18 protein-coding genes are annotated in these 18,380 nt (G+C 49.7%); 15 read left to right on the top strand and 3 right to left on the bottom strand.

The features are described from left to right. The first annotated feature begins 102 nt into the window (after window positions 1-102). The 6 genes from ABID13_RS25285 to ABID13_RS25260 are packed head-to-tail and all read left to right on the top strand — an operon-like array spanning window position 103 to window position 5,838. Entirely contained in the window at window positions 103-906 is an 804-nt protein-coding gene (locus tag ABID13_RS25285; RefSeq protein ID WP_276325529.1) for a branched-chain amino acid ABC transporter permease, read from the top strand. Between the two features lie 3 nt (window positions 907-909). Further along, window positions 910-1,692, top strand: a complete 783-nt coding sequence (locus ABID13_RS25280; protein WP_007862523.1) for an ABC transporter ATP-binding protein — start codon at window positions 910-912, stop codon at window positions 1,690-1,692. Next, a complete protein-coding gene (locus ABID13_RS25275) occupies window positions 1,682-2,407 on the top strand; it encodes an ABC transporter ATP-binding protein (protein ID WP_048929212.1) in 726 nt (241 codons plus the stop codon). Before ABID13_RS25280 ends, ABID13_RS25275 begins: the two co-directional genes overlap by 11 nt. A gap of 43 nt (window positions 2,408-2,450) precedes the next feature. Then, on the top strand, window positions 2,451-3,884 hold the full coding sequence (locus tag ABID13_RS25270) for an amidohydrolase family protein (protein WP_007862519.1): 1,434 nt from the start codon (window positions 2,451-2,453) through the stop codon (window positions 3,882-3,884). A gap of 35 nt (window positions 3,885-3,919) precedes the next feature. Then, window positions 3,920-5,017 (top strand): putative NPN-dependent ornithine cyclodeaminase, encoded by a 1,098-nt coding sequence (locus ABID13_RS25265; RefSeq protein WP_007862517.1) that lies wholly within the window; start codon window positions 3,920-3,922, stop codon window positions 5,015-5,017. 59 nt (window positions 5,018-5,076) lie between these two features. After that, the gene (locus tag ABID13_RS25260; RefSeq protein ID WP_048929211.1) at window positions 5,077-5,838 is read left to right on the top strand and encodes an RraA family protein; all 762 of its coding nucleotides are present in this window, start codon (window positions 5,077-5,079) and stop codon (window positions 5,836-5,838) included. A gap of 41 nt (window positions 5,839-5,879) precedes the next feature. Here the strand turns inward: ABID13_RS25260 and ABID13_RS25255 are convergent, their stop codons facing one another. Genes ABID13_RS25255 through ABID13_RS25245 form a run of 3 tightly spaced genes read right to left on the bottom strand, consistent with a single transcriptional unit; the run spans window position 5,880 to window position 8,165 of the window. After that, a complete protein-coding gene (locus ABID13_RS25255; protein WP_048929210.1) occupies window positions 5,880-6,851 on the bottom strand; it encodes a transketolase family protein in 972 nt (323 codons plus the stop codon). After that, window positions 6,848-7,711: a transketolase gene (locus tag ABID13_RS25250; protein ID WP_048929209.1), complete on the bottom strand. Its 864-nt coding sequence runs from the start codon at window positions 7,709-7,711 to the stop codon at window positions 6,848-6,850. The genes ABID13_RS25255 and ABID13_RS25250 overlap by 4 nt, the downstream gene beginning before the upstream one ends. 10 nt (window positions 7,712-7,721) lie before the next feature. Then, entirely contained in the window at window positions 7,722-8,165 is a 444-nt protein-coding gene (locus ABID13_RS25245) for a VOC family protein (protein WP_048929208.1), read from the bottom strand. Between the two features lie 181 nt (window positions 8,166-8,346). Between ABID13_RS25245 and ABID13_RS25240 the strand changes: the two genes are divergently transcribed. From ABID13_RS25240 to ABID13_RS25200, 9 genes are all read left to right on the top strand, one after another. Next, on the top strand, window positions 8,347-9,177 hold the full coding sequence (locus tag ABID13_RS25240; protein WP_048929207.1) for an SDR family NAD(P)-dependent oxidoreductase: 831 nt from the start codon (window positions 8,347-8,349) through the stop codon (window positions 9,175-9,177). A 31-nt stretch (window positions 9,178-9,208) separates the two neighbouring features. Beyond that, on the top strand, window positions 9,209-10,300 hold the full coding sequence (locus ABID13_RS25235) for an NAD(P)-dependent alcohol dehydrogenase (RefSeq protein ID WP_048929206.1): 1,092 nt from the start codon (window positions 9,209-9,211) through the stop codon (window positions 10,298-10,300). A 73-nt stretch (window positions 10,301-10,373) separates the two neighbouring features. Next, on the top strand, window positions 10,374-11,276 hold the full coding sequence (locus ABID13_RS25230; protein ID WP_048929205.1) for a helix-turn-helix domain-containing protein: 903 nt from the start codon (window positions 10,374-10,376) through the stop codon (window positions 11,274-11,276). A 30-nt stretch (window positions 11,277-11,306) separates the two neighbouring features. Then, window positions 11,307-12,182: a LysR family transcriptional regulator gene (locus ABID13_RS25225; protein WP_045091597.1), complete on the top strand. Its 876-nt coding sequence runs from the start codon at window positions 11,307-11,309 to the stop codon at window positions 12,180-12,182. 275 nt (window positions 12,183-12,457) lie between these two features. Further along, window positions 12,458-14,161, top strand: coding sequence for a UGSC family (seleno)protein (locus ABID13_RS25220; RefSeq protein WP_045091598.1), 1,704 nt, complete (start codon window positions 12,458-12,460; stop codon window positions 14,159-14,161). 10 nt (window positions 14,162-14,171) lie between these two features. Beyond that, a complete protein-coding gene (locus tag ABID13_RS25215; protein WP_048929204.1) occupies window positions 14,172-15,278 on the top strand; it encodes a TRAP transporter substrate-binding protein in 1,107 nt (368 codons plus the stop codon). A gap of 91 nt (window positions 15,279-15,369) precedes the next feature. Continuing rightward, window positions 15,370-15,984 carry a TRAP transporter small permease gene (locus ABID13_RS25210; RefSeq protein ID WP_045091600.1) on the top strand — a complete coding sequence of 205 codons (615 nt, stop codon included), beginning with the start codon at window positions 15,370-15,372 and terminating at the stop codon, window positions 15,982-15,984. Window positions 15,985-15,986: 2 nt separating this feature from the next. Beyond that, on the top strand, window positions 15,987-17,285 hold the full coding sequence (locus ABID13_RS25205) for a TRAP transporter large permease (protein ID WP_048929203.1): 1,299 nt from the start codon (window positions 15,987-15,989) through the stop codon (window positions 17,283-17,285). Window positions 17,286-17,305: 20 nt separating this feature from the next. Continuing rightward, window positions 17,306-18,367 (top strand): zinc-dependent alcohol dehydrogenase, encoded by a 1,062-nt coding sequence (locus tag ABID13_RS25200; protein ID WP_048929202.1) that lies wholly within the window; start codon window positions 17,306-17,308, stop codon window positions 18,365-18,367. Window positions 18,368-18,380: the final 13 nt, after the last annotated feature.

Here is an 18,380-nt window from a genome sequence, read left to right as displayed (position 1 = left end):
GTAGAGAATTTTGCCTTAGAAAAGGCCCGAATTCTCTGGGATTGTCTCTTCCTATCATGTTAGGGGTTAAAAGTCGGTATTAACCGATACCCCCTGTTTTCCATGGGACACGCCTGTTTTATGTGCCTGGGAGCATATGCTTCCGCAATTTTGACCAAATATTACAGTGTACCATTTTTAATCGCCCTGCTTGCAGGAGGGGGTGTGGCTGCCCTGTTGAGCCTGGTAATCGGCATACCGACCCTGCGGGGAAAGATGAGTGCGGATTGCTTTGCTATAGCCACCCTGGGATTTGGGGAAGCGGTGAGAATTATTATGAGCAACATATCTCACCCCTATTTTGGCGGAGCCAGGGGAATGTCCGGCATCATGCCTTATACAACCCTGCCATGGGCGGTGGGACTTGCATTGGTGTCCATTGTGCTGACCATTAATTATGCCCGGTCCCAGCATGGCAGGATCGCGCTGGCCATCAGGGATCATCAGGACGCATCAGAGCTGATCGGCGTTAATATTTTCCATGAAAAGATCAAATCTTTGATGTACAGTGCCTTTTTCTGCGGTGTGGGAGGCGGTATGATGGCCCACTATTATACATACATGGTGCCCAATGTATTTAATGCAACCGTGTCCAATAACCTGCTTACATCCGTTGTCCTGGGAGGAGTCAGCTCAGTTACCGGTCCGTCCCTGGGAACCGCAATCCTGACCTTCACCCCAGAGGTGCTGCGGTTTTTATCCAACTGGCGTCTGGCAATTTATGGCCTGGTGCTGGTTATTATTATGCGCGTGCGCCCTGAGGGCTTGTTGGGGTATAAGGAAATATATCAGCCGCTGGTCCGTCTCATTAAGAAGGCCGTTGGTAAAATGAAGGGAAGCCGGGCTTCCGGTTCAAAGGAGGGGTAAGTTATGGCGCAGTTGGAATTATTAAACCTGTCTGTCCACTTTGGCGGAGTCAAGGCGGTCCAGAATGTATCTATCCGGGTGGAACAGGGAGAGTTCAGGGGCCTGATCGGTCCCAATGGTGCCGGTAAGACAACGGTATTTAACGCTATCACCGGAGTGGTTCAGCCCACGGCAGGGGATGTGTATTTTGAGGGACAGAGGCTGAACGGGATCCGTGCGGATAAGATCGCCCATATGGGGATTGCACGTACATTTCAGAATATACGGATCTATCCAAAGATGACAGCGGCTGAAAATGTAGCCATAGGGCTGGACAGCTATCCATCTTACAATGCGCTTTCAGCCATGCTCCGTCTTCCCCATGTGGTAAAAAGGGACCGTGAGATTAAACGGCTCAGTCTGGAATATCTGGATAAAGTGGGAATCCTGGAATACAAAGACTATGAGGCGGGAGCTCTGCCCTACGGATTGCAGAGAAAACTGGAAATTGCCCGCGCACTGGCCACAAAGCCAAAGCTTCTGTTTTTAGACGAGCCGGCCGCTGGGATGAACACCAATGAGAGCATAGAACTGGTCTCTTTTCTAAAGGACCTGCATCAGAACAATGATGGATTGACCATTGTGCTGATTGAGCATCATCTGGAGGTGGTAATGGAGGTATGCCAGAACATCAATGTGCTTAACTTGGGCACCATGCTTGCATCCGGCACTCCTGATGAGATCCAGAAGAACCCGGATGTGATCAAGGCTTATCTGGGAGAAAGGAGGAAGAGAAATGGAAAATAAGCAGAGTATGGTAAAGGTAGAAAATCTGGAAGTTTTCTATGGAGGCATACAGGCGATCCATGGTATTTCACTGGAGATATTCCAGGGGGAGATGGTTGCCATTATTGGAGCAAATGGAGCGGGAAAGTCCACCCTGCTTAAGACCCTGGCCGGTGATAAGGATTACCGTTCAGGAACCATTGCCTTCCAAGGACAGCCGCTTCCATCCAAGTCCCATCAGTTTGTGGAAAAGGGGATCAGCCTGGTTCCGGAGGGAAGAAAGATATTTGTGAATCTGACAGTGCGTGACAATCTAATGGTAGGAGCATATGCAGTCAGGCAGCGTTCCGTGATTCCTGAGCGTCTGGAGGAGGTCTACAGTCTTTTTCCAAGACTTAAGGAAAGGGAAAAACAGATGGGAGGAACCCTATCAGGGGGAGAGCAGCAAATGCTGGCAGTGGGGCGGGCTATGATGGCGTCCCCTAAACTGATGATGCTGGACGAGCCGTCCCTTGGGCTGGCACCCATTATCATTGATGAGATGTTTGAAAAATTTATACAGATCAACAAGAAATATGGAACCACCATGATCATAGTGGAACAGAACGCCCAGTTAGCCTTGGAGACAGCCCATCGGGGTTATGTCCTGAATGTGGGAAAGATTCAAATGGAAGGGGAAGGGCAGGCGCTGTTGGATGATCCGAGAATCCAGGAAGCATATTTAGGTTTTAAGTAAACTAAGGGTACTATAATAATATAATAGGGAAAGAGGTGTGAAAATGACACTGGACTATCTGATCCACAGCGCGTATGTGGTGACCATGGAAGGTCCTGGAACAGGTGTGATTAATCACGGTGCAGTGGGGATCAAAGACAATAAGATTGCCGCAGTGGGAGAAAGCAGCGTGATACGCAGGCAGTACAGCGCCCACAGGGAGATTGATGCTTCCGGCAAAGCCGTTCTCCCGGGATTTGTAGATGTACATATGCATACGGGAGATACTATTTTCCGCGGCTGTGCACAGGACCTGCCGGGGAAAGACTGGATGTTTAAGGGAATACTGCCGCTTCTTGGTCAGGCAGGAACCGAAGATATCCGCAGAGGTTCCATGGTTAATATCGTAGAGGCTCTTAAAACAGGAACCACTACCTTTGGAGACTTTTATTACCCCATGACAGAGTTGGTGAAGAACCATATTAAACTTGGAACAAGGGCAGTGGTCAGCAGTATGATCAACCAATTGCCCCCGGATACTTCCCAGATCGATGTGACGGTTCCTTATCCTCTGGATCCGTCCATTGGGGAAAAGAAGCTGAGGGATAATATTCAGCTTATAGAGCAATATCATGAGAGCCAGAATGGACGGATCCAATGCCGGTTCGGCCCTCATGCTCCGGATATGTGCACCACGGAGATGCTGGAGGAGATCAAGGCGCTGGGCGATAAGTACGGGGTGAATTTTTTTACCCACCTTTCCCAGAGCCCCAAGGAAAACAACCAGGTTCTGATGCGATCGGGAATGAGGCCCACTGATCTGCTGGAAAAACTGGGATATTTAGATGACCGTCTCCTGGTTGCCCATATGACCTATGCCACGGACGAGGAAGTGGAGCGCGTGGCAAAGTCAGGCGCTGCCTTTGCGTTCTGCTGCAACAGCCTGTGTATTATTGACGGAGAACTGCCTAAGGGACAGAGATTTTCAGCATGTGGAGGACGCGTGGGATTTGGAACGGACCAGGCACCGGGCAATAACTGTAATATTATGTTAAATGAGATGAAGGTGGCATCTCTATTACATAAATTTAAAAACGAAGACCCAACCGTAATGCCGGCCTGGAAGGTGCTGCGCATGGCTACCATTGAAGCTGCCCAGGCGCTTTGCCTTGGAGATCAGGTAGGATCATTAAAGGAAGGAAAGCTGGCGGATCTTATAGTCATTGATTTGAGCGCACCTCAGTTAAATCCAATTATGGAAGCCCCGGTCCGAAATCTCATACCCAACCTGGTTTATGCAGCGCGGGGAAGTGAAGTGGAATCAGTTATGGTTGACGGCAGGTTAGTAGTGGAGGATCATGAACTAAAAACAGCGGATGAAAGGGAGATCATCCGTCAGGCGGCAGAATCAGCTGTGCGGATCCAAACAGAATTGGGAAAAAACACATGGGCCAATGACCTTCCACTTGCCAGATGGACGCAGGAAGGCTACTATTAAGCAAAAAAACAGAACCAGGAAAGAGAGGAACAAACATGGCATTTGTAATACCGGAATACCATCATCCGGACTTCAGCCTTCCAAAGTTTATGCAGGCGCCGGATGCGGCATACCAAGCGGTGGATCAGGATGGAGTTGCGCCGGATTATTTCCACAGTACATCTATGTACCCGGAGTATTTTAAGATAAATGGAACGTGGGTGTTGGCAGAGGAGAGCCGTATGGATTCCAGCGTGGTGATCTGTGATGACGGACATCTGGAAGTGGTGGAGAACAGAAACCTGAAAAGGGGTGACAAGGTTATCCTGGGGCGCAGTGAAAATTGTGAGGAAGGAATCTACATGCACTGCAACGGCTTTGCGGCGGAAGGGGAAAAGACAAATGACCAGTTTGTATTCCGCCAGGGGAGAAGCAGGGAGACATCCTATGCAAGGGATTACGACAATTTATTTGAGCTGCTTAAGTATGAGAGGGAACACGGCAATATCCTTTGGGTTATGGGGCCGGCATTTTCCTTTGACCATGATGCACGGGCTGCCATGCAGGCATTGGTGGAACATGGTTATGCCCATGGCCTGATGGCAGGCAATGCCCTGGCTACCCATGATCTGGAAGGGGCACTGCTCCACACGGCACTTGGGCAGGATATTTATACCCAGGTATCACAGCCCAACGGACATTATAACCATCTGGATGTGATCAACAAGGTAAGGCGCAGCGGTTCCATACCGAAATTTATTGAAGACTACCACATTGACAACGGAATTATATTCAGTTGTGTAAAAAATAATGTACCTATTGTACTCACTGGATCCATCAGGGATGACGGTCCCCTTCCGGAGGTCATAGGGGACGCATATGAGGGGCAGGGAGCCATGCGGGGCCTGGTGCGCAGATCCACCTGTGTGGTATGTCTGGCTACCATGCTCCATACCATTGCCACAGGCAATATGACCCCGTCCTTCAGGGTCATGCCGGATGGGACAATACGTCCTGTTTACCTATATACGGTGGACGCGGATGAATTCGTGGTAAATAAGCTGCTGGACAGGGGAAGTCTGTCTGCAACCACAATCGTCACCAATGTTCAGGATTTTATTTCGATTGTAGCCAAGGGTCTGGGAGTGGTATAATAGGGATAGCATCCTGAAATCATTTCATACAGGAAGAACGCATGCAGGAGGTATAAGATATGGGCGGCAGTAATGGTGACAGACTGGAGATCAGCGAGCTGTTAAAGCTGAAACGATGGAATACGCCAACGATCTACAATGGATGGGAGCAGATTACAAACCATGATATTACCAGACATTTTAACAAAGAAGCGGTGACGGACTTCATGCCTTATATGGGGCCTATGGTAGGATATGCGGTCACCCTGCAGTTTGAGCCTTCCAACAAGGACCATAAGAAGAATGAGACTGCATGGAAAGAATACAGGGAATATGTGGCCGGCATACCGGGTCCCAAGATTGTGGTGCTTCAGGACCTGGATAAGCCTGAGACTTACGGCTCCTTTTGGGGAGAAGTCAGCAGCAATGCCCACCGTGCCCTTGGATGCGTGGGAACCATTACGGACGGTGCGGTCCGGGATGTGGATGAGATGATGAACGCGGGGTTTAAGGCCATTGCCCGGCGCATGTGTGTGGGCCATGCCCACAGCATACCGGTAAGATGGAACTGTGAAGTGGAAGTATTTGGCTGCCCTGTGCTTCCGGGACAACTGATCCATGCAGATAAGCATGGATTCCTGGCCATCCCCAGGGAGGATGAAAGGCGCCTTCTGGAAGCCGCCCGTTTTATGGATGACAATGAATGCAACTATGTCATACCTGCGGGCAGGGACACCGCAGGCAGGACAAAGGAAGAGATCCTGGAAAATATGCTGGAGGCCGGCGGCAGATCCCAGCAGGAGATTGAGGGCAGGTATGGGCGGAAGGGCGAGATGCATTAACATCCTCCAGGGGTTAATATACTCCAGGGGTCAGGCGGCAGCTAATTTGCTCCGTCCGGCCCTTTAACCATTTCCAAGGCGGCCTGAAAGCATGACCGGCTGTCGTAATGATATTTTTCCCGCAGCTGGGGGCCGCTTCCGAAACCGGCATAGACCTGGGGGATTCCCATCCGTCTGAATTGTCTGGGAAAGACCTGACGGTCGCAGATCAGGTCGGCGATGGAACTTGCCAGTCCTCCGTACATAAGATGGTCCTCCAGGACCAGGATATTTTGGGTTTCTTTGATGCACCGTAGGACCAGTTCGTCATCCAGGGGTTTGATGGATACCATATCCACCACACGGGCCTGGATTCCCTGTTCTTCCAGCATCCGGGCAGCGGACAATGCATCCACGATCAGTTCGCCGTGGACAAAGATGGTCAGATCCCGGCCGTCCCTTGCCACGATTCCCTTTCCTATGGACAGGGATACGCTGCCCTTTTCATAGATGACAGTGTCAGATTTACCCTGTGCCAGGCGGATATACATGGGACCCGGGTATTCCATTCCAATATACAGCGCGTCACGTATCAGGTTGGGGTCGCCGATGGAGAGCACGGTCATATTCACAAAGGTTTTCATGATGGAGATGTCCTCCATGGCGTTATGGGTGGAGCCGCCGCCAGAGGTAAGGCCTCCCCCTGTCCCAATGATGCGCACAGGCAGATTCTGGTAGCACACATCGGTCCTCACCTGTTCGCAGGCTCTCATGGACAGGAATGGGATCATTCCCATGACCACGGGAATATTGCCTTCCAGGGCCAGTCCGGCAGCCAGGCCAATGACATTCTGTTCCGTGATGCCGGTGTCAATATACCGCTCCGGGAAATCGTCACGGAAAGACTTTAATGCACCGCCAATATCCGGAGTGCACACAAAAAGCCGGCTGTCCGCTGCTCCGATTTCGTGGAGCGTGTCCCCAATCACGCTTCTACCGGATAGACGAAGGCTGAAGTTGGTGGTTTTACTCATGATGTCACACTCCTTTCCCTGCATCGCGCAGCATCTACCTGGGCAATGGCCTGTTCCATATCCTCCAGGGAAAGGGAACCTGCATGCCAGCCAATGTTGCGCTCCATAAAAGATACGCCCTTTCCTTTGACTGTGTGGCATACAATAGCAGTGGGCACATGCGAATCACAGGAGGGCAGGCTGTCAAGGGCATTTATAATCTGCGCCATATCATGTCCGTCAATCTCTTTCACATTCCAGCCAAAGGATTTCCATTTATCCCCATATGGCTCCAGGATCATAGGTTTCTCGGAAAACGTGGTCATAAACTGTTTATTTCTGTCAATCAGGGCAATCAGGTTTCCCAGCTTGTAGGAAGGGGCGGTAAGGGCGGCTTCCCATACGGATCCCTCGGTGGTCTCACCATCTCCCAGCATGCAGAAAACGCGGTGTCCCTGTTTTTTATACCTGGCGGAAAGGGCCATTCCCACGGCCATGGACAGTCCGTGCCCCAGAGAACCTGTGGAGCATTCCACGCCCGGCAGCTGGACCTTGCAGGGATGCATTCCGAATGCGCTGTCCAGTTTCCCGTAGGTGGAGAGTATCTCATCATAATCAAAAAATCCTCTCATAGCCATGGCAATATACATACATACGGCTCCGTGGCCTTTGGACAGGATAAACCGGTCCCTGTCCTCCATGGAAATGTTTTCCGGGTCCACATGGAGTCCGTGGTGAAAAAGACCGACCAGAAGGTCTGCCATGGAAAGGTCGCCTCCAATATGAACGCTGCCTTCATAGTGACCGCACAGGTACAGCAGCTTTTTCCTCATTTCACAGGCCAGATCTTTAAGCCTGTCCACTTCGTTCCTGTCATTCATAGGTTACCTCCTAATTCTGCTGAAGTTCGATCATGTTTCCGTCAGGATCCTTTAAGAATACCCAGTACTTGTCTTCTCCCTTTTTTCCGCGCTCAGACGGTTTAAAAAAGAACTCCACGCCTTCCTCTTCCATGCGTTGGCAGATCTCTTTTATATCAGGTACCCTCAGGCAGATATGGTGATAGCCGGGCTTGTTCCAAACAGCTGCCTCGCATGGAACCTGGACGCTGAACTGGAAGAGCTCAATGACAGTTCCGTCCGGCGCTTCCAGGAAGCCAAAGCGGCATCCCGTGCCATTGGGAAGATGATACAGGGATTCATAGGCTGCAAAAAATTCCGGCTTAAAGCAGCTGTCCAGAGTCTGTTTGAAACCAAAATACCGTGTATAGAACGCCTCGGTCTGCTGAAGATCACTGACTGTCATGCCCACATGCATAAATCTGCATTCTGACATTTTGTCACCTCCTTAAAGTCAATCTGAATTTAATGTAGAACAATGACAGGAGGATTAGTAGTTCAAATAATGCCACAACTTTGACAAAGATGTCGCAAGATGAACTTTATGGTAAAAGTTAAGTGCGGATATAATGGGGTTAACTGAAAACAGAAGGAGATTTACAGGAGGAGGTTACTTAATGGATTATAATTCGTTGAAAATGGAACAGCTGGGGAGTGTCAGGGACATGTTTGGGCTAAAGGGGAAAAAGGCCCTTGTGACAGGGGCTGCAGGAGGGATTGGACGAAGCTGTGCCCATGCCTTTGCGGAATTGGGGGCGGATGTGGCGCTGATGGATATTTCATCCCGGCTGACGCAGCTTACAGGATATGCCGGGTATCTGGAAACTAAGTTTGGAATAAAAGCAGTTCCCCTCACCGGTGATGTGGCGGATGAGGAGTCGGTGGATACGTTCATGGAGGATGCTGTAAGGGAGTTTGGCACACTGGATATCCTGTTCAGCAATGCGGGTATTGCGGGCGGTGTTAACAGGGGTTCTGATATTTCCATGGAAGACTGGAATAAGATCATTGGGATCAATCTGACAGGAATGCTTCTCACCGGAAGATATGGAGCAAATGTTATGAAACGGGACGGGCATGGAGGAAGCATTATTTTTACTTCCTCCATGTCTGGAGCTATTATCAATAAAAAACCGGAGACAGGGGCCAGGTACGCCCCCGGATACCCGGCCACAAAAGCGGCAGTCAGGCATCTGGCCAAATCCATGGCAATGGATTATGTGGAATACGGAATACGGGTAAATTCCATCAGCCCGGGCATTATCCTGTCAGGGCTCCACGATGGGTGGGACCGCGCGATCATGGACGAGGCTGCCAGGATGATTCCCATGAGGCGTTTTGGAAGCTTAGATGAGATTATGGGGGTGGTGGCATTCCTGGCAGGCGGTCTGTCCTCCTATATGACAGGGACCGACATTACAGTGGATGGCGGGTACACCGTGTGGTAATGGAACAGGGAGAGGAAAAGGGGGCAAACATATGCAGATCAGGGCAGCGGTCACCAATGGATTGAATGAGGAATTTTCCATAGAGGAGGTAGAACTTCAGGAACCCGGGGAAGGGGAGATCCTGGTTGAGATCAGGGCGGCAGGAATCTGCCATACGGACAGCGGTGCTGTCAGAGGCAGGTATCCTCTTGGTTTTCCGGCAGTGCTGGGACATGAGGGCGCCGGTATTGTAATAAAAACAGGAAGGGGAGTCAGGAAGGTAAAGCCAGGTGATCATGTGGGGCTGACCTATGGCACCTGCGGGTCCTGTGAGGAATGCAGGCATTCCCGGCCCTATGGATGTACCCACATGGTAAAGATTAATTTTGGAGGTGGGATGCGGGACGGAACACACAGGCTGTCCAGGAACGGGAAGAAGATATCACATTTTTTCGCCCAGTCTTCCTTTGCCCAATATGCGGTTGTCCATGAAAGCAGCGCAGTACTGGTAGAGGACAGGGACATCCCCTTTTCCGTCATAGCGCCCATGGGATGCGGGGTGCAGACAGGAGCAGGGATCGTATTAAACCAGATGAAGCCGGGGTTTGGGGACAGCCTGGCTGTATTTGGCTGCGGTACGGTGGGAATGAGCGCAGTGATGGCGGCCAGGATCGCGGGATGCAGGATCATCATAGCTGTGGGAGGAAATGATGAAAGCCTGGGACTTGCAAGGGAACTGGGGGCAACCCACACAATAAACAGAAGGACAAACCCACGCATCATGGATAGGATCAAGAACATCACCGGGCAGGGCTGCGGCTTTGCCATTGATACCACAGGCGTGCCGGAATTTGCCAGGATGGCCCTTCTTTCCGCTGCGTACAGCGGAAGGACAGCCTTTGCAGCTAATTGTGAGATCAATGTAAACACAGGAAGGGATATGGCCAACAGGACCGTGTACGGCGTGTCGGAAGGAAACGGGATCCCGGACCTGTTTATACCTGAATTGCTCAGGTATTACAGGGAGGGGAGGTATCCTGTGGACCGATTGATCCGTACCTACCCCTTTGAGGAGATCAACAAAGCATTTACGGATTCCCTGAGCGGAAAAGTAATTAAGGCAGTGCTCCTTATGCCAGGATGAGACTTGCTTCTTGTTCCAGCTTTTGGTAAAATAAATGATATATATGCTGGGATAAGGAAGAGGGTGGTGCGGGGTGGATTATCAGTTATTGCGGCGTATCAAAGGCTTTTCCGCCAGGGTTTCTCTGCTGGGGGTTGATCTGCATGTCAACAATATTTCTTATTACAACCAGACGGATGTCCATTTCTATCATTCCCATGAATTCAGTGAGATCATATATGTGCTGTCCGGTGAGATTAAGGTAGGGATCGGTACGGACATCGTCACAGTCAGGGAACATGAGATCCTGTATATGGGAGGCAATATCCGCCATAAGCTGAAGATCTATCCGGATATACCGGTGGAATGCCTGACAATGTCATTTGAACTTACCTACGCCTTGCAGGACAGCCAGATCGCGCCCCAATGGATCAGGGAGGAGCAGGAGCTTGTTAAAACCCTTATGTCCAGCCGTTTTGGGGTGACGGAAGACAAGGGAAGCTGTATCAGGATAATTGACGATATCTGTGAAGGGATCGGGGAAGGGACAGTTGGGGAGTACTCCAAACTGAAGAACCACCTGGGCAATCTTTTTATCTGTACCCTTCAGGCATTTGGAAATAACAGGAAGAGATTAGAGGAGGACGCTGCCAGGGAGGTTGATTTTGTCAATAAGGCTATTCAGATCAATGATTATATTGGCAAAAACTTTACAAGGGAGCTGACTCTCCAGTCAGTTGCGGACGAACTCAATTATTCCACCCGGCAGCTTCAGCGGATCATAAAGCTTTATTATAATATAAGCTTCAGGGAACTGCTGATCCAGTACCGGGTGGGGTATTCTAAGGTACTGCTGGGCCTTACGCCCCACAGCCTTGAGGTGGTGGCCGGAACATGCGGTTTCAGCAGCTTAAAAAGCTTTGAGAAGTATTTTAAATTAAGTGAGGGAATGACCCCATCAGCATTTAAGAAGATCTATGGCAAATGTAATAGTTGATATGGCAGCTGTTTTAAGAAGGAGAGAACATTGGATTTATCTTTATTTTACTATTTTACAGCCCTGTCAAAGTATATGAACTTTTCAACGGCGGCAGAGGAGCTCTACCTGTCCCAGTCATCCCTGTCAAAACGGATCAAGAGCCTGGAGACAAAACTTGATATGGAATTGTTCATAAGGCATCCCCGGACCATTGAGCTGACAGAAGCCGGAAAGGCGATTCTGCCGTATGCAGTCCATATTTCCAATGAATATGAGATGATGAAAGAGGCCCTGGCCGGGTACACGGATGGCCGGAGTCTGCTTCGCATTGCAGCCATCTCGTTTCTCTCCTATTATGGAATGATGAACGGCATTTCCCTGTACATTAAGGATAACCCCGGTGTGAATGTAAACATTAAAGAGATCAATTCCCAGCATGGGATGGAGCTTTTGGACACGGACCGGGTGGATGCATGTATGATGTTCAGCAAGCTGGTATCCACGGATAAGTATAATAAGTATCCCCTTGTAAAGGATGAGATGGTGGCTGTGATGAATGAAAACCATCCCCTTGCCATGAGGGATACCGTGACCCTGGAACAGCTGGGGAACCAGGAGCTGGTCCTGATCTCGGAGCGGGATGAACCCTTTTTTAAAAACTTTATCCTGGAAGAGTTCCAGAAACGGGATATAACACCTAAGATCAGGGCATACGGGGTGTGGATCAGTGCCATTTGGACCATTGTGAAGCAGAGCAGCAGTATATCCGTGCTTCCAAAAAAGGTGACGGAACGGATCGCAGGGACAGGGATCGTGTATAGACGGATCCATGAACTGCCGGAATTTCACTTTTCCCTGATCACAAAATACGATTACAATAAAAAGGTGATCGTGGATTTTATACGGTATATCAAGAATCATTAAAGCAAAGACAATTCAATTTAGGATCAACTGTCAGGAAGCCGGACTTTGGAAACAAAGTCTGGTTTCTTTGCGCTAATGATAAAATGCACAAATAATATAGATATATCTATTCCAAAATGGCAAAAAATACATCTTAAAGCGGAATTGCTTATTGAATATAGTTAGAATATAATAAAAATATCGAAATATCTATAGTTAAATGATGAAAATTATACAATCGGCCGATTGCGAATGGAAAATGTAGGTACAGTTTTAAAAGAGAGGAGATCAAAAAAATGAAATTGGATGCATTGCTTGACCCCAGAGGACATCAGGAACGAGAAGTGATTGAGCTGGCCAGGAGGGTTACCCTGGATGAACTGAGAAATGGGAAGATCCTGTTTTACAATAACACCAAACTGGGATTCTGTAATTATTATACGGTGTTTGACCGGATTAAAGAGCACTTTACAGAGTTGGGCATTACCAATTTTGTGGAGTACACGGAAACCGTCAGGGGCAAGGATGCAAAAAAGCTGTATGAGTATGCATCGGTCCTGGCCAAAGAAAAGCCCACGGCTGCCATTGTGGCATTCGGGGATATGGGTACCTCTTCCTCCACCACGGTGGTGACCATTGCCCTTGAGAAGCTGGGAATCCCCACCGTATACATGACGGCGCCTCCAGGAACCGCCATAACCGAGGGCGTGGGAGTATACAGGGCAGGCCATCTCTGCCTGTGTTCAGTGGACATCTATCAGGCCAGTACAGTGGAGGAAGTGGCGGCCCAGGTGGATTTGAAATGGGAGTACATTATCAGTTCCCTCACATCCAATGGGGACCAGTTGGAAAAACTGGCCCATATTGATTTTAAGATGGACAAGGTGGCTCCGGCAGAAAATGGCCTCCTGCCTCTGGAGCTTGACGCAGATGAGGAGCGGTCTCACGAACCCGGAGCATATATGGAGGAGGTAAACGCATATTTTAACGAAATGCATATCAGTGACGGGCTTCCCATTATTCCTCCCACCAGAAGACGCTACGAGGCAATGATGGAGTATTGTCCCTATGCAGAGGACACGGTGCTGTGCGATGCCAGCGGTCCCAGCGGGCGGACCGTAATGGTCAGGGATGTGGCAGTGGCGGCGGTAATGGCCGGGTGTGTTCCCAAATCCATGCCGGTGCTGATCGCAGCATTTAAGGCCCTTAACAGTCCTTTATATAACCTGAACCAGTCAGTCACCACCTCCCATCCGGGAGGGAATCTGGTGCTTGTGTCCGGTCCCATTGCCCAGGAGATCGGAATATCGGGCAAACAGGGATGCCAGGGACCGGGCTGGCCCATGAACGCAACCATCGGCAGGGCGGTCAATCTGGTAATGATGAATGTGTTCCGCTCAGTTCCCGGGGTGTGCGATCTGGACTGTATTGCTTCCCAGGCCGAATTTACTTACTGCTTTGCGGAAGAGCCGGATGTGGCGCAGTGGAACATGATCAATGAGGACCACTACGATAAGGATACCACCACGGTTTATGTGCTGAAGGCAGAGCCCATCCATGACATCATTGATTTTCTCAGCCTGGATGGATATGATCTGCTGGATACCATCACTGCCTGCTGCACCACCCTTGGTTCCAACAATGCATATATGCCCGGACCCATGATCGTCTGCCTTACACCGGACCATGCAATGATGCTTAAAAAGGCCGGATTTACAAAGGAAATGATTCAGGAGCACATCCATACATATGCCTATCATGAGACACCCATGGTGAAGAACAGGGGATTGGTGCCGGTAAGGCCTGCAAGCTTTAAGAATAAACATCCCATGCCTGTAACCAGATCACCAAAGGATGTGGAGGTAGTTACCATCGGAGGAAGGGGAGGCCATTCCGGCGTCATCCTGCCATGGGCGCTGCACAGCGAGGGATGCATCGAGCCCATTGCGCTTCCGGACGGAACCATTGCAAGAAGCATAGAGGAGTTCAAACAATCATAAGGAGGTACTCATGTATAAGAAAAACAGGTCTTTATTGCTGGCTATGATCATGTTAGTATCATCTTCCCTGCTGTACGGCTGCGGAGGGAACAAAGAGACAGAGGCGCCTGCAAAAGCTCCAAAAGCAGAGAGCGCCGTGGAAACAGATGCAAAAACCGATGAAACCGGAAGCAGCGGTGTGGATTACGGTTCCCTGGAACTGACCATGGGATCCACGGGAGCCGCGGATGATATCTCCACCCAGGCAATGACCTATATGAAGGAATACATTGAGGAAAAGTCCGGCGGGGCCATTGTTGTGAATACATTCCCGTCCTCCCAGCTGGGGGCGGCAGTGGATCAGCTGGAAATGACAGGACAGGGGTCCATTGACCTGTTCCTGGAAGCCAATTTCATGACCAATAACGGGGTAACTGAGGCAAAGGTGGGGAGTCTTACCTTCACCTGTACGTCAAAAGAGGATTACAGGAAAATAAATGAAAGTGAGCTCTGCGAGGGATGGAAGGACAAGTTCTGTGAACTGAACAATATTAAAGTCATTGCAAACAACTGGTACAGGAATGGCACGGCCCTGGTATCCAACCGGGAGATCCATACAGTGGAGGACATGAAAGGCTTAAAGGTCAGGGTTCCCCAGGTGGACATCACCATGGAATCATTTTCAGAGGTAGGCATGAATCCAACGCCCATTGCTTATAACGAGTCGCTGCTGGCGCTCCAGCAGGGAATCGTGGAGGCGATCTGGTGTACGGAGGACGCTGCCTACACCATGGGATTTTACGAGGTGGCCCAGTATCTCATAGAGCTTAATTCCTATTTTGATTCCATGTATGTGTACATGAATAATGACCTGTACAACAGTATTACGGATGTGCAGAGAGATCTGATCGTGGAAGCGGCCCTGGAAGCGGGAAAATACTATTCAGAGCTGGCCGATGAGGCCCTTGTGACCAATGTGGTAAAGATGAAGGAATCCGGCATAGAAGTGATTTCACTTCCTCCCGAAGAGGTGGCAAAACTGCAGGCGCCCATGGAGGCAATGGCTGATAAGTATGAGGCAGCAGGTGAATGGCCGGTGGGGACGTATGACGAAATATTAGAAATCTTAGGAAAATAAAAGGCAATCTCTTCGATAAGGGCCTTCCATATGAGAGGCATCCGTATGGAAGGCCCCTGTTCTACCCTGAATACGTAGAAAGGAGGATTTAATGAAATCACTCACAAAGGCTTTGAACCGGTTTATACTGGTCAGTTATGATGTGATCAAAAATATTGCAGGAGCAGTTATGGTTGCCATTATCATGATTGTGTCTGTAGGTATTGTTTCAAGATACATATTCTCCCATGCTATTTCATGGATTGAGGAGATATGCTGCCTGCTTCTTGTATGGCTTTGTTATTTGAGCGCCTCCCTGACCACTGTGACCAAAGAGCATGTGGTAGCAGATTTTTTATCCGGCTCCCTGCCCGCCAATATGCAGAAGGTTTTAAGAAGTATGATCCGTATTGGAGAAATTATCTTTTTTGGGGTTGTGACCTACAGCGTGATCCGACTGCTGCCAAAGCTCACCAATGTCAGCGCAGCGTTAAAGCTGCCCAGATACTGGTATTATCTTCCCGTATTGATGTTTGGTGCGTATATGGCCCTGGCCATCGTGGTGGATATGGTCAATGATTTTGTGCCTGGGTATGATTATTTTGGTCAGCGAAAGGAAGAAAAGGAAAAGGCGCGTATGGAGCAGGAAAGGAAGGAAAACCTGGAAATGCTAAAACGGGTTGATGCGTTTATGGGAATCGGAAATGAGGAAGGGAAGGGGGAGTAGATATGAGTACAAGTATGATTGTAGTGATCATCAGTTTTCTGGTGCTGATGCTGTTGGGGTTTCCTGTGCTGTATGCACTGGGAATTCCAGGACTGATATGGCTGGCCATGAATGAAAAGATGCCGGTTACCATATTGTCCCAGAACATGATGGCCTATCTGAATTCATTTACCCTTCTGTGCCTTCCCGGGTTCATGCTGGTAGGGCGTTTGATGAACACATGCGGTGTTACGGACCGTCTGTTTAATCTTTCCCTTGCCCTGGTAGGGCGTTTCAGGGGAGGGATGGCATATGCAAACTGTGTGGCATCGGCCATGTTTGCATCCATGTCGGGTTCCGCTATTGCAGATGCAGGCGGACTGGGCCTGGTAGAAATGAAGATGATGAAACAGGCCGGTTACGATCCCGCCTTTTCAGCCGGTGTGACAGCCGCATCATCCATTATAGGGCCGATCATACCGCCCAGCGCGGCCATGGTACTTTTGGGGGCTATTTCCCAGATTTCGGTAGCCAGCATGTTTTTTGGAGGAGTGATCCCGGGCGTGCTGTTGTGCAGCGCTTTGTGCTTTCAGGTATTTCTGATCGCTCATTTTACCAAAAAGGGAAAGGCAATGCCGTGTTCACCCATCCCTGCAAGGCAGGCTCTCATGACCATACCCAAGGCATTTCCCGCCCTTCTCACATTTATCATTATATTGGGAAGCATTCTCACAGGAATCTGTACCACCACGGAAGCTGCTGTGATCGCTGTGTGGTATTCCATCTTTTTGGGGATCTGCTATAAAAAAGTTACCATCAGGAACCTGTGGGAGACATGCAAGGATACTGCGGAGGCATGCGGGCCGCTGTTTATCATTATGACATCAGCAAGCATGTTTTCCTGGATCATAACCAGGGAGGGACTGCCCCAGATGATAGCCTCAGCCATGCAGCGAATTGCGGAAAATTCCAGTGTGATCGTAGTTATCTTTATATGCGTTATCATTTTCCTTCTTATAGGATGTTTTATGGATACAACCGCAGCTGTACTGCTGCTGGCTCCGATCATCATGCCGGTGGTAAAGAGTATGGGCATTGATCCGGTTTACTTTGGGGTTTTGATGATACTAAGCCTGATGGTGGGAATCATAACACCGCCTTTTGGTATATGCCTGTTTGTTGTTTCGGGGGTTGCCAAGCTGCCTGTGAAGGCGGTCACGAAAGAGGCGGTCAGATATATTCCGGGTATGCTGGCGGTTATTGCCCTGATCATGTTTTTCCCTCAGATCGTGGAAATATTGCCCAACCTGCTATTTAAATAGTGAAAGTGAGAGGAATCCAGATGAAAACATTATGTGCCATTAAACAGGGAAGCCTGAAAGATAAGGACCAACATACCAGGGGGAAGCTGGAGGTATGCGAATTTCCTGACAGGGACGTGGGACCGGAGGATGTAAAGGTCAAGGTTGCTTACTGCGCGATCTGCGGTTCAGACCCCCATATTGTGGAGGGGATATTCGGCCCCATAACAGGCCCCAGGGGACTGGGGCATGAGGTATCGGGCGTGGTCGTGGAACTTGGCTCCCAGGCTGGAAAGAGCGGACTTAAGGTAGGGGACAGGATTGGAGGAAATCCATCCGCCTTTTGCGGAACCTGTTACTACTGCCAGAACGGACAGCAGCAGTTTTGCCCTAATATTAAGCGTTACAAAAGTCCCGGGATGTCCGAGTATGTAGTATGGCACGAGTCCATGGTACATAAGCTTCCGCCGGAGGTGGGGCTGAAAAAGGGATGCCTTTTAGAGCCTGTTTCCATTGCGGTGAGAATGGTTGACAAGGCATGTATAAAAATAGGCCAGAGAGTGGCCGTGTGTGGGGGAGGTCCCATTGGACAGCTGGTACTGCAGTGCGTGAAGCGTTTTGGGGCAACTTCCCTTACCATGATAGAACCTGTGCTGGAAAGGCGCGGGACGGCTGCCAGGTACGGAGCGGAATTCACCATAGATCCGTCATCTGAGGATGTGGTGGGCCGGTCAATGGAGATCACCCGGGGACTGGGGTTTGATGTGGTGATCGACTGCTCCGGTTCTGCCAGAGCAGTAGGTTTGCTGCCCCAGATCGCGGCAAAGGGAGGATTAGTAGAGTACGGCTCCATGTATCCCGATGATTTTGAGATGCCGGTCAACCTTTACCGGACATTTTTTGAAAAAGAATTGACCTTTACAGGATGTTTTCTTTCTCCATACAGTTTTCCAAGAGCCGTGCAGATGCTGAAGGAACTGGACCTGGATGAATTTATCCGGGAGGTGTATCCGCTGAGCCGTGGGCCTGAGGCTTTTGATGAGCACGCAGGAGGGAAGTGCCTTAAGATATTGATACAGTGTAATGAAGATCTGCAGGATTGATGAGAGGATAATG

Source organism: Enterocloster citroniae, assembly GCF_040545455.1.
GTDB lineage: Bacteria > Bacillota > Clostridia > Lachnospirales > Lachnospiraceae > Enterocloster > Enterocloster citroniae.
Note: the sequence above shows the minus strand (reverse complement) of the source record. Positions and strands in the feature narration are given on the sequence as shown.

What these genes read in the sequence shown, in the direction of transcription:
- ABID13_RS25285 (WP_276325529.1), top strand. Translation starts at nt 103, where the DNA reads ATGGGACACGCCTGTTTTATGTGCCTGGGAGCATATGCTTCCGCAATT.
- ABID13_RS25280 (WP_007862523.1), top strand. Translation starts at nt 910, where the DNA reads ATGGCGCAGTTGGAATTATTAAACCTGTCTGTCCACTTTGGCGGAGTC.
- ABID13_RS25275 (WP_048929212.1), top strand. Translation starts at nt 1,682, where the DNA reads ATGGAAAATAAGCAGAGTATGGTAAAGGTAGAAAATCTGGAAGTTTTC.
- ABID13_RS25270 (WP_007862519.1), top strand. Translation starts at nt 2,451, where the DNA reads ATGACACTGGACTATCTGATCCACAGCGCGTATGTGGTGACCATGGAA.
- ABID13_RS25265 (WP_007862517.1), top strand. Translation starts at nt 3,920, where the DNA reads ATGGCATTTGTAATACCGGAATACCATCATCCGGACTTCAGCCTTCCA.
- ABID13_RS25260 (WP_048929211.1), top strand. Translation starts at nt 5,077, where the DNA reads ATGGGCGGCAGTAATGGTGACAGACTGGAGATCAGCGAGCTGTTAAAG.
- ABID13_RS25255 (WP_048929210.1), bottom strand. Translation starts at nt 6,851, where the DNA reads ATGAGTAAAACCACCAACTTCAGCCTTCGTCTATCCGGTAGAAGCGTG.
- ABID13_RS25250 (WP_048929209.1), bottom strand. Translation starts at nt 7,711, where the DNA reads ATGAATGACAGGAACGAAGTGGACAGGCTTAAAGATCTGGCCTGTGAA.
- ABID13_RS25245 (WP_048929208.1), bottom strand. Translation starts at nt 8,165, where the DNA reads ATGTCAGAATGCAGATTTATGCATGTGGGCATGACAGTCAGTGATCTT.
- ABID13_RS25240 (WP_048929207.1), top strand. Translation starts at nt 8,347, where the DNA reads ATGGATTATAATTCGTTGAAAATGGAACAGCTGGGGAGTGTCAGGGAC.
- ABID13_RS25235 (WP_048929206.1), top strand. Translation starts at nt 9,209, where the DNA reads ATGCAGATCAGGGCAGCGGTCACCAATGGATTGAATGAGGAATTTTCC.
- ABID13_RS25220 (WP_045091598.1), top strand. Translation starts at nt 12,458, where the DNA reads ATGAAATTGGATGCATTGCTTGACCCCAGAGGACATCAGGAACGAGAA.
- ABID13_RS25215 (WP_048929204.1), top strand. Translation starts at nt 14,172, where the DNA reads ATGTATAAGAAAAACAGGTCTTTATTGCTGGCTATGATCATGTTAGTA.
- ABID13_RS25210 (WP_045091600.1), top strand. Translation starts at nt 15,370, where the DNA reads ATGAAATCACTCACAAAGGCTTTGAACCGGTTTATACTGGTCAGTTAT.
- ABID13_RS25205 (WP_048929203.1), top strand. Translation starts at nt 15,987, where the DNA reads ATGAGTACAAGTATGATTGTAGTGATCATCAGTTTTCTGGTGCTGATG.
- ABID13_RS25200 (WP_048929202.1), top strand. Translation starts at nt 17,306, where the DNA reads ATGAAAACATTATGTGCCATTAAACAGGGAAGCCTGAAAGATAAGGAC.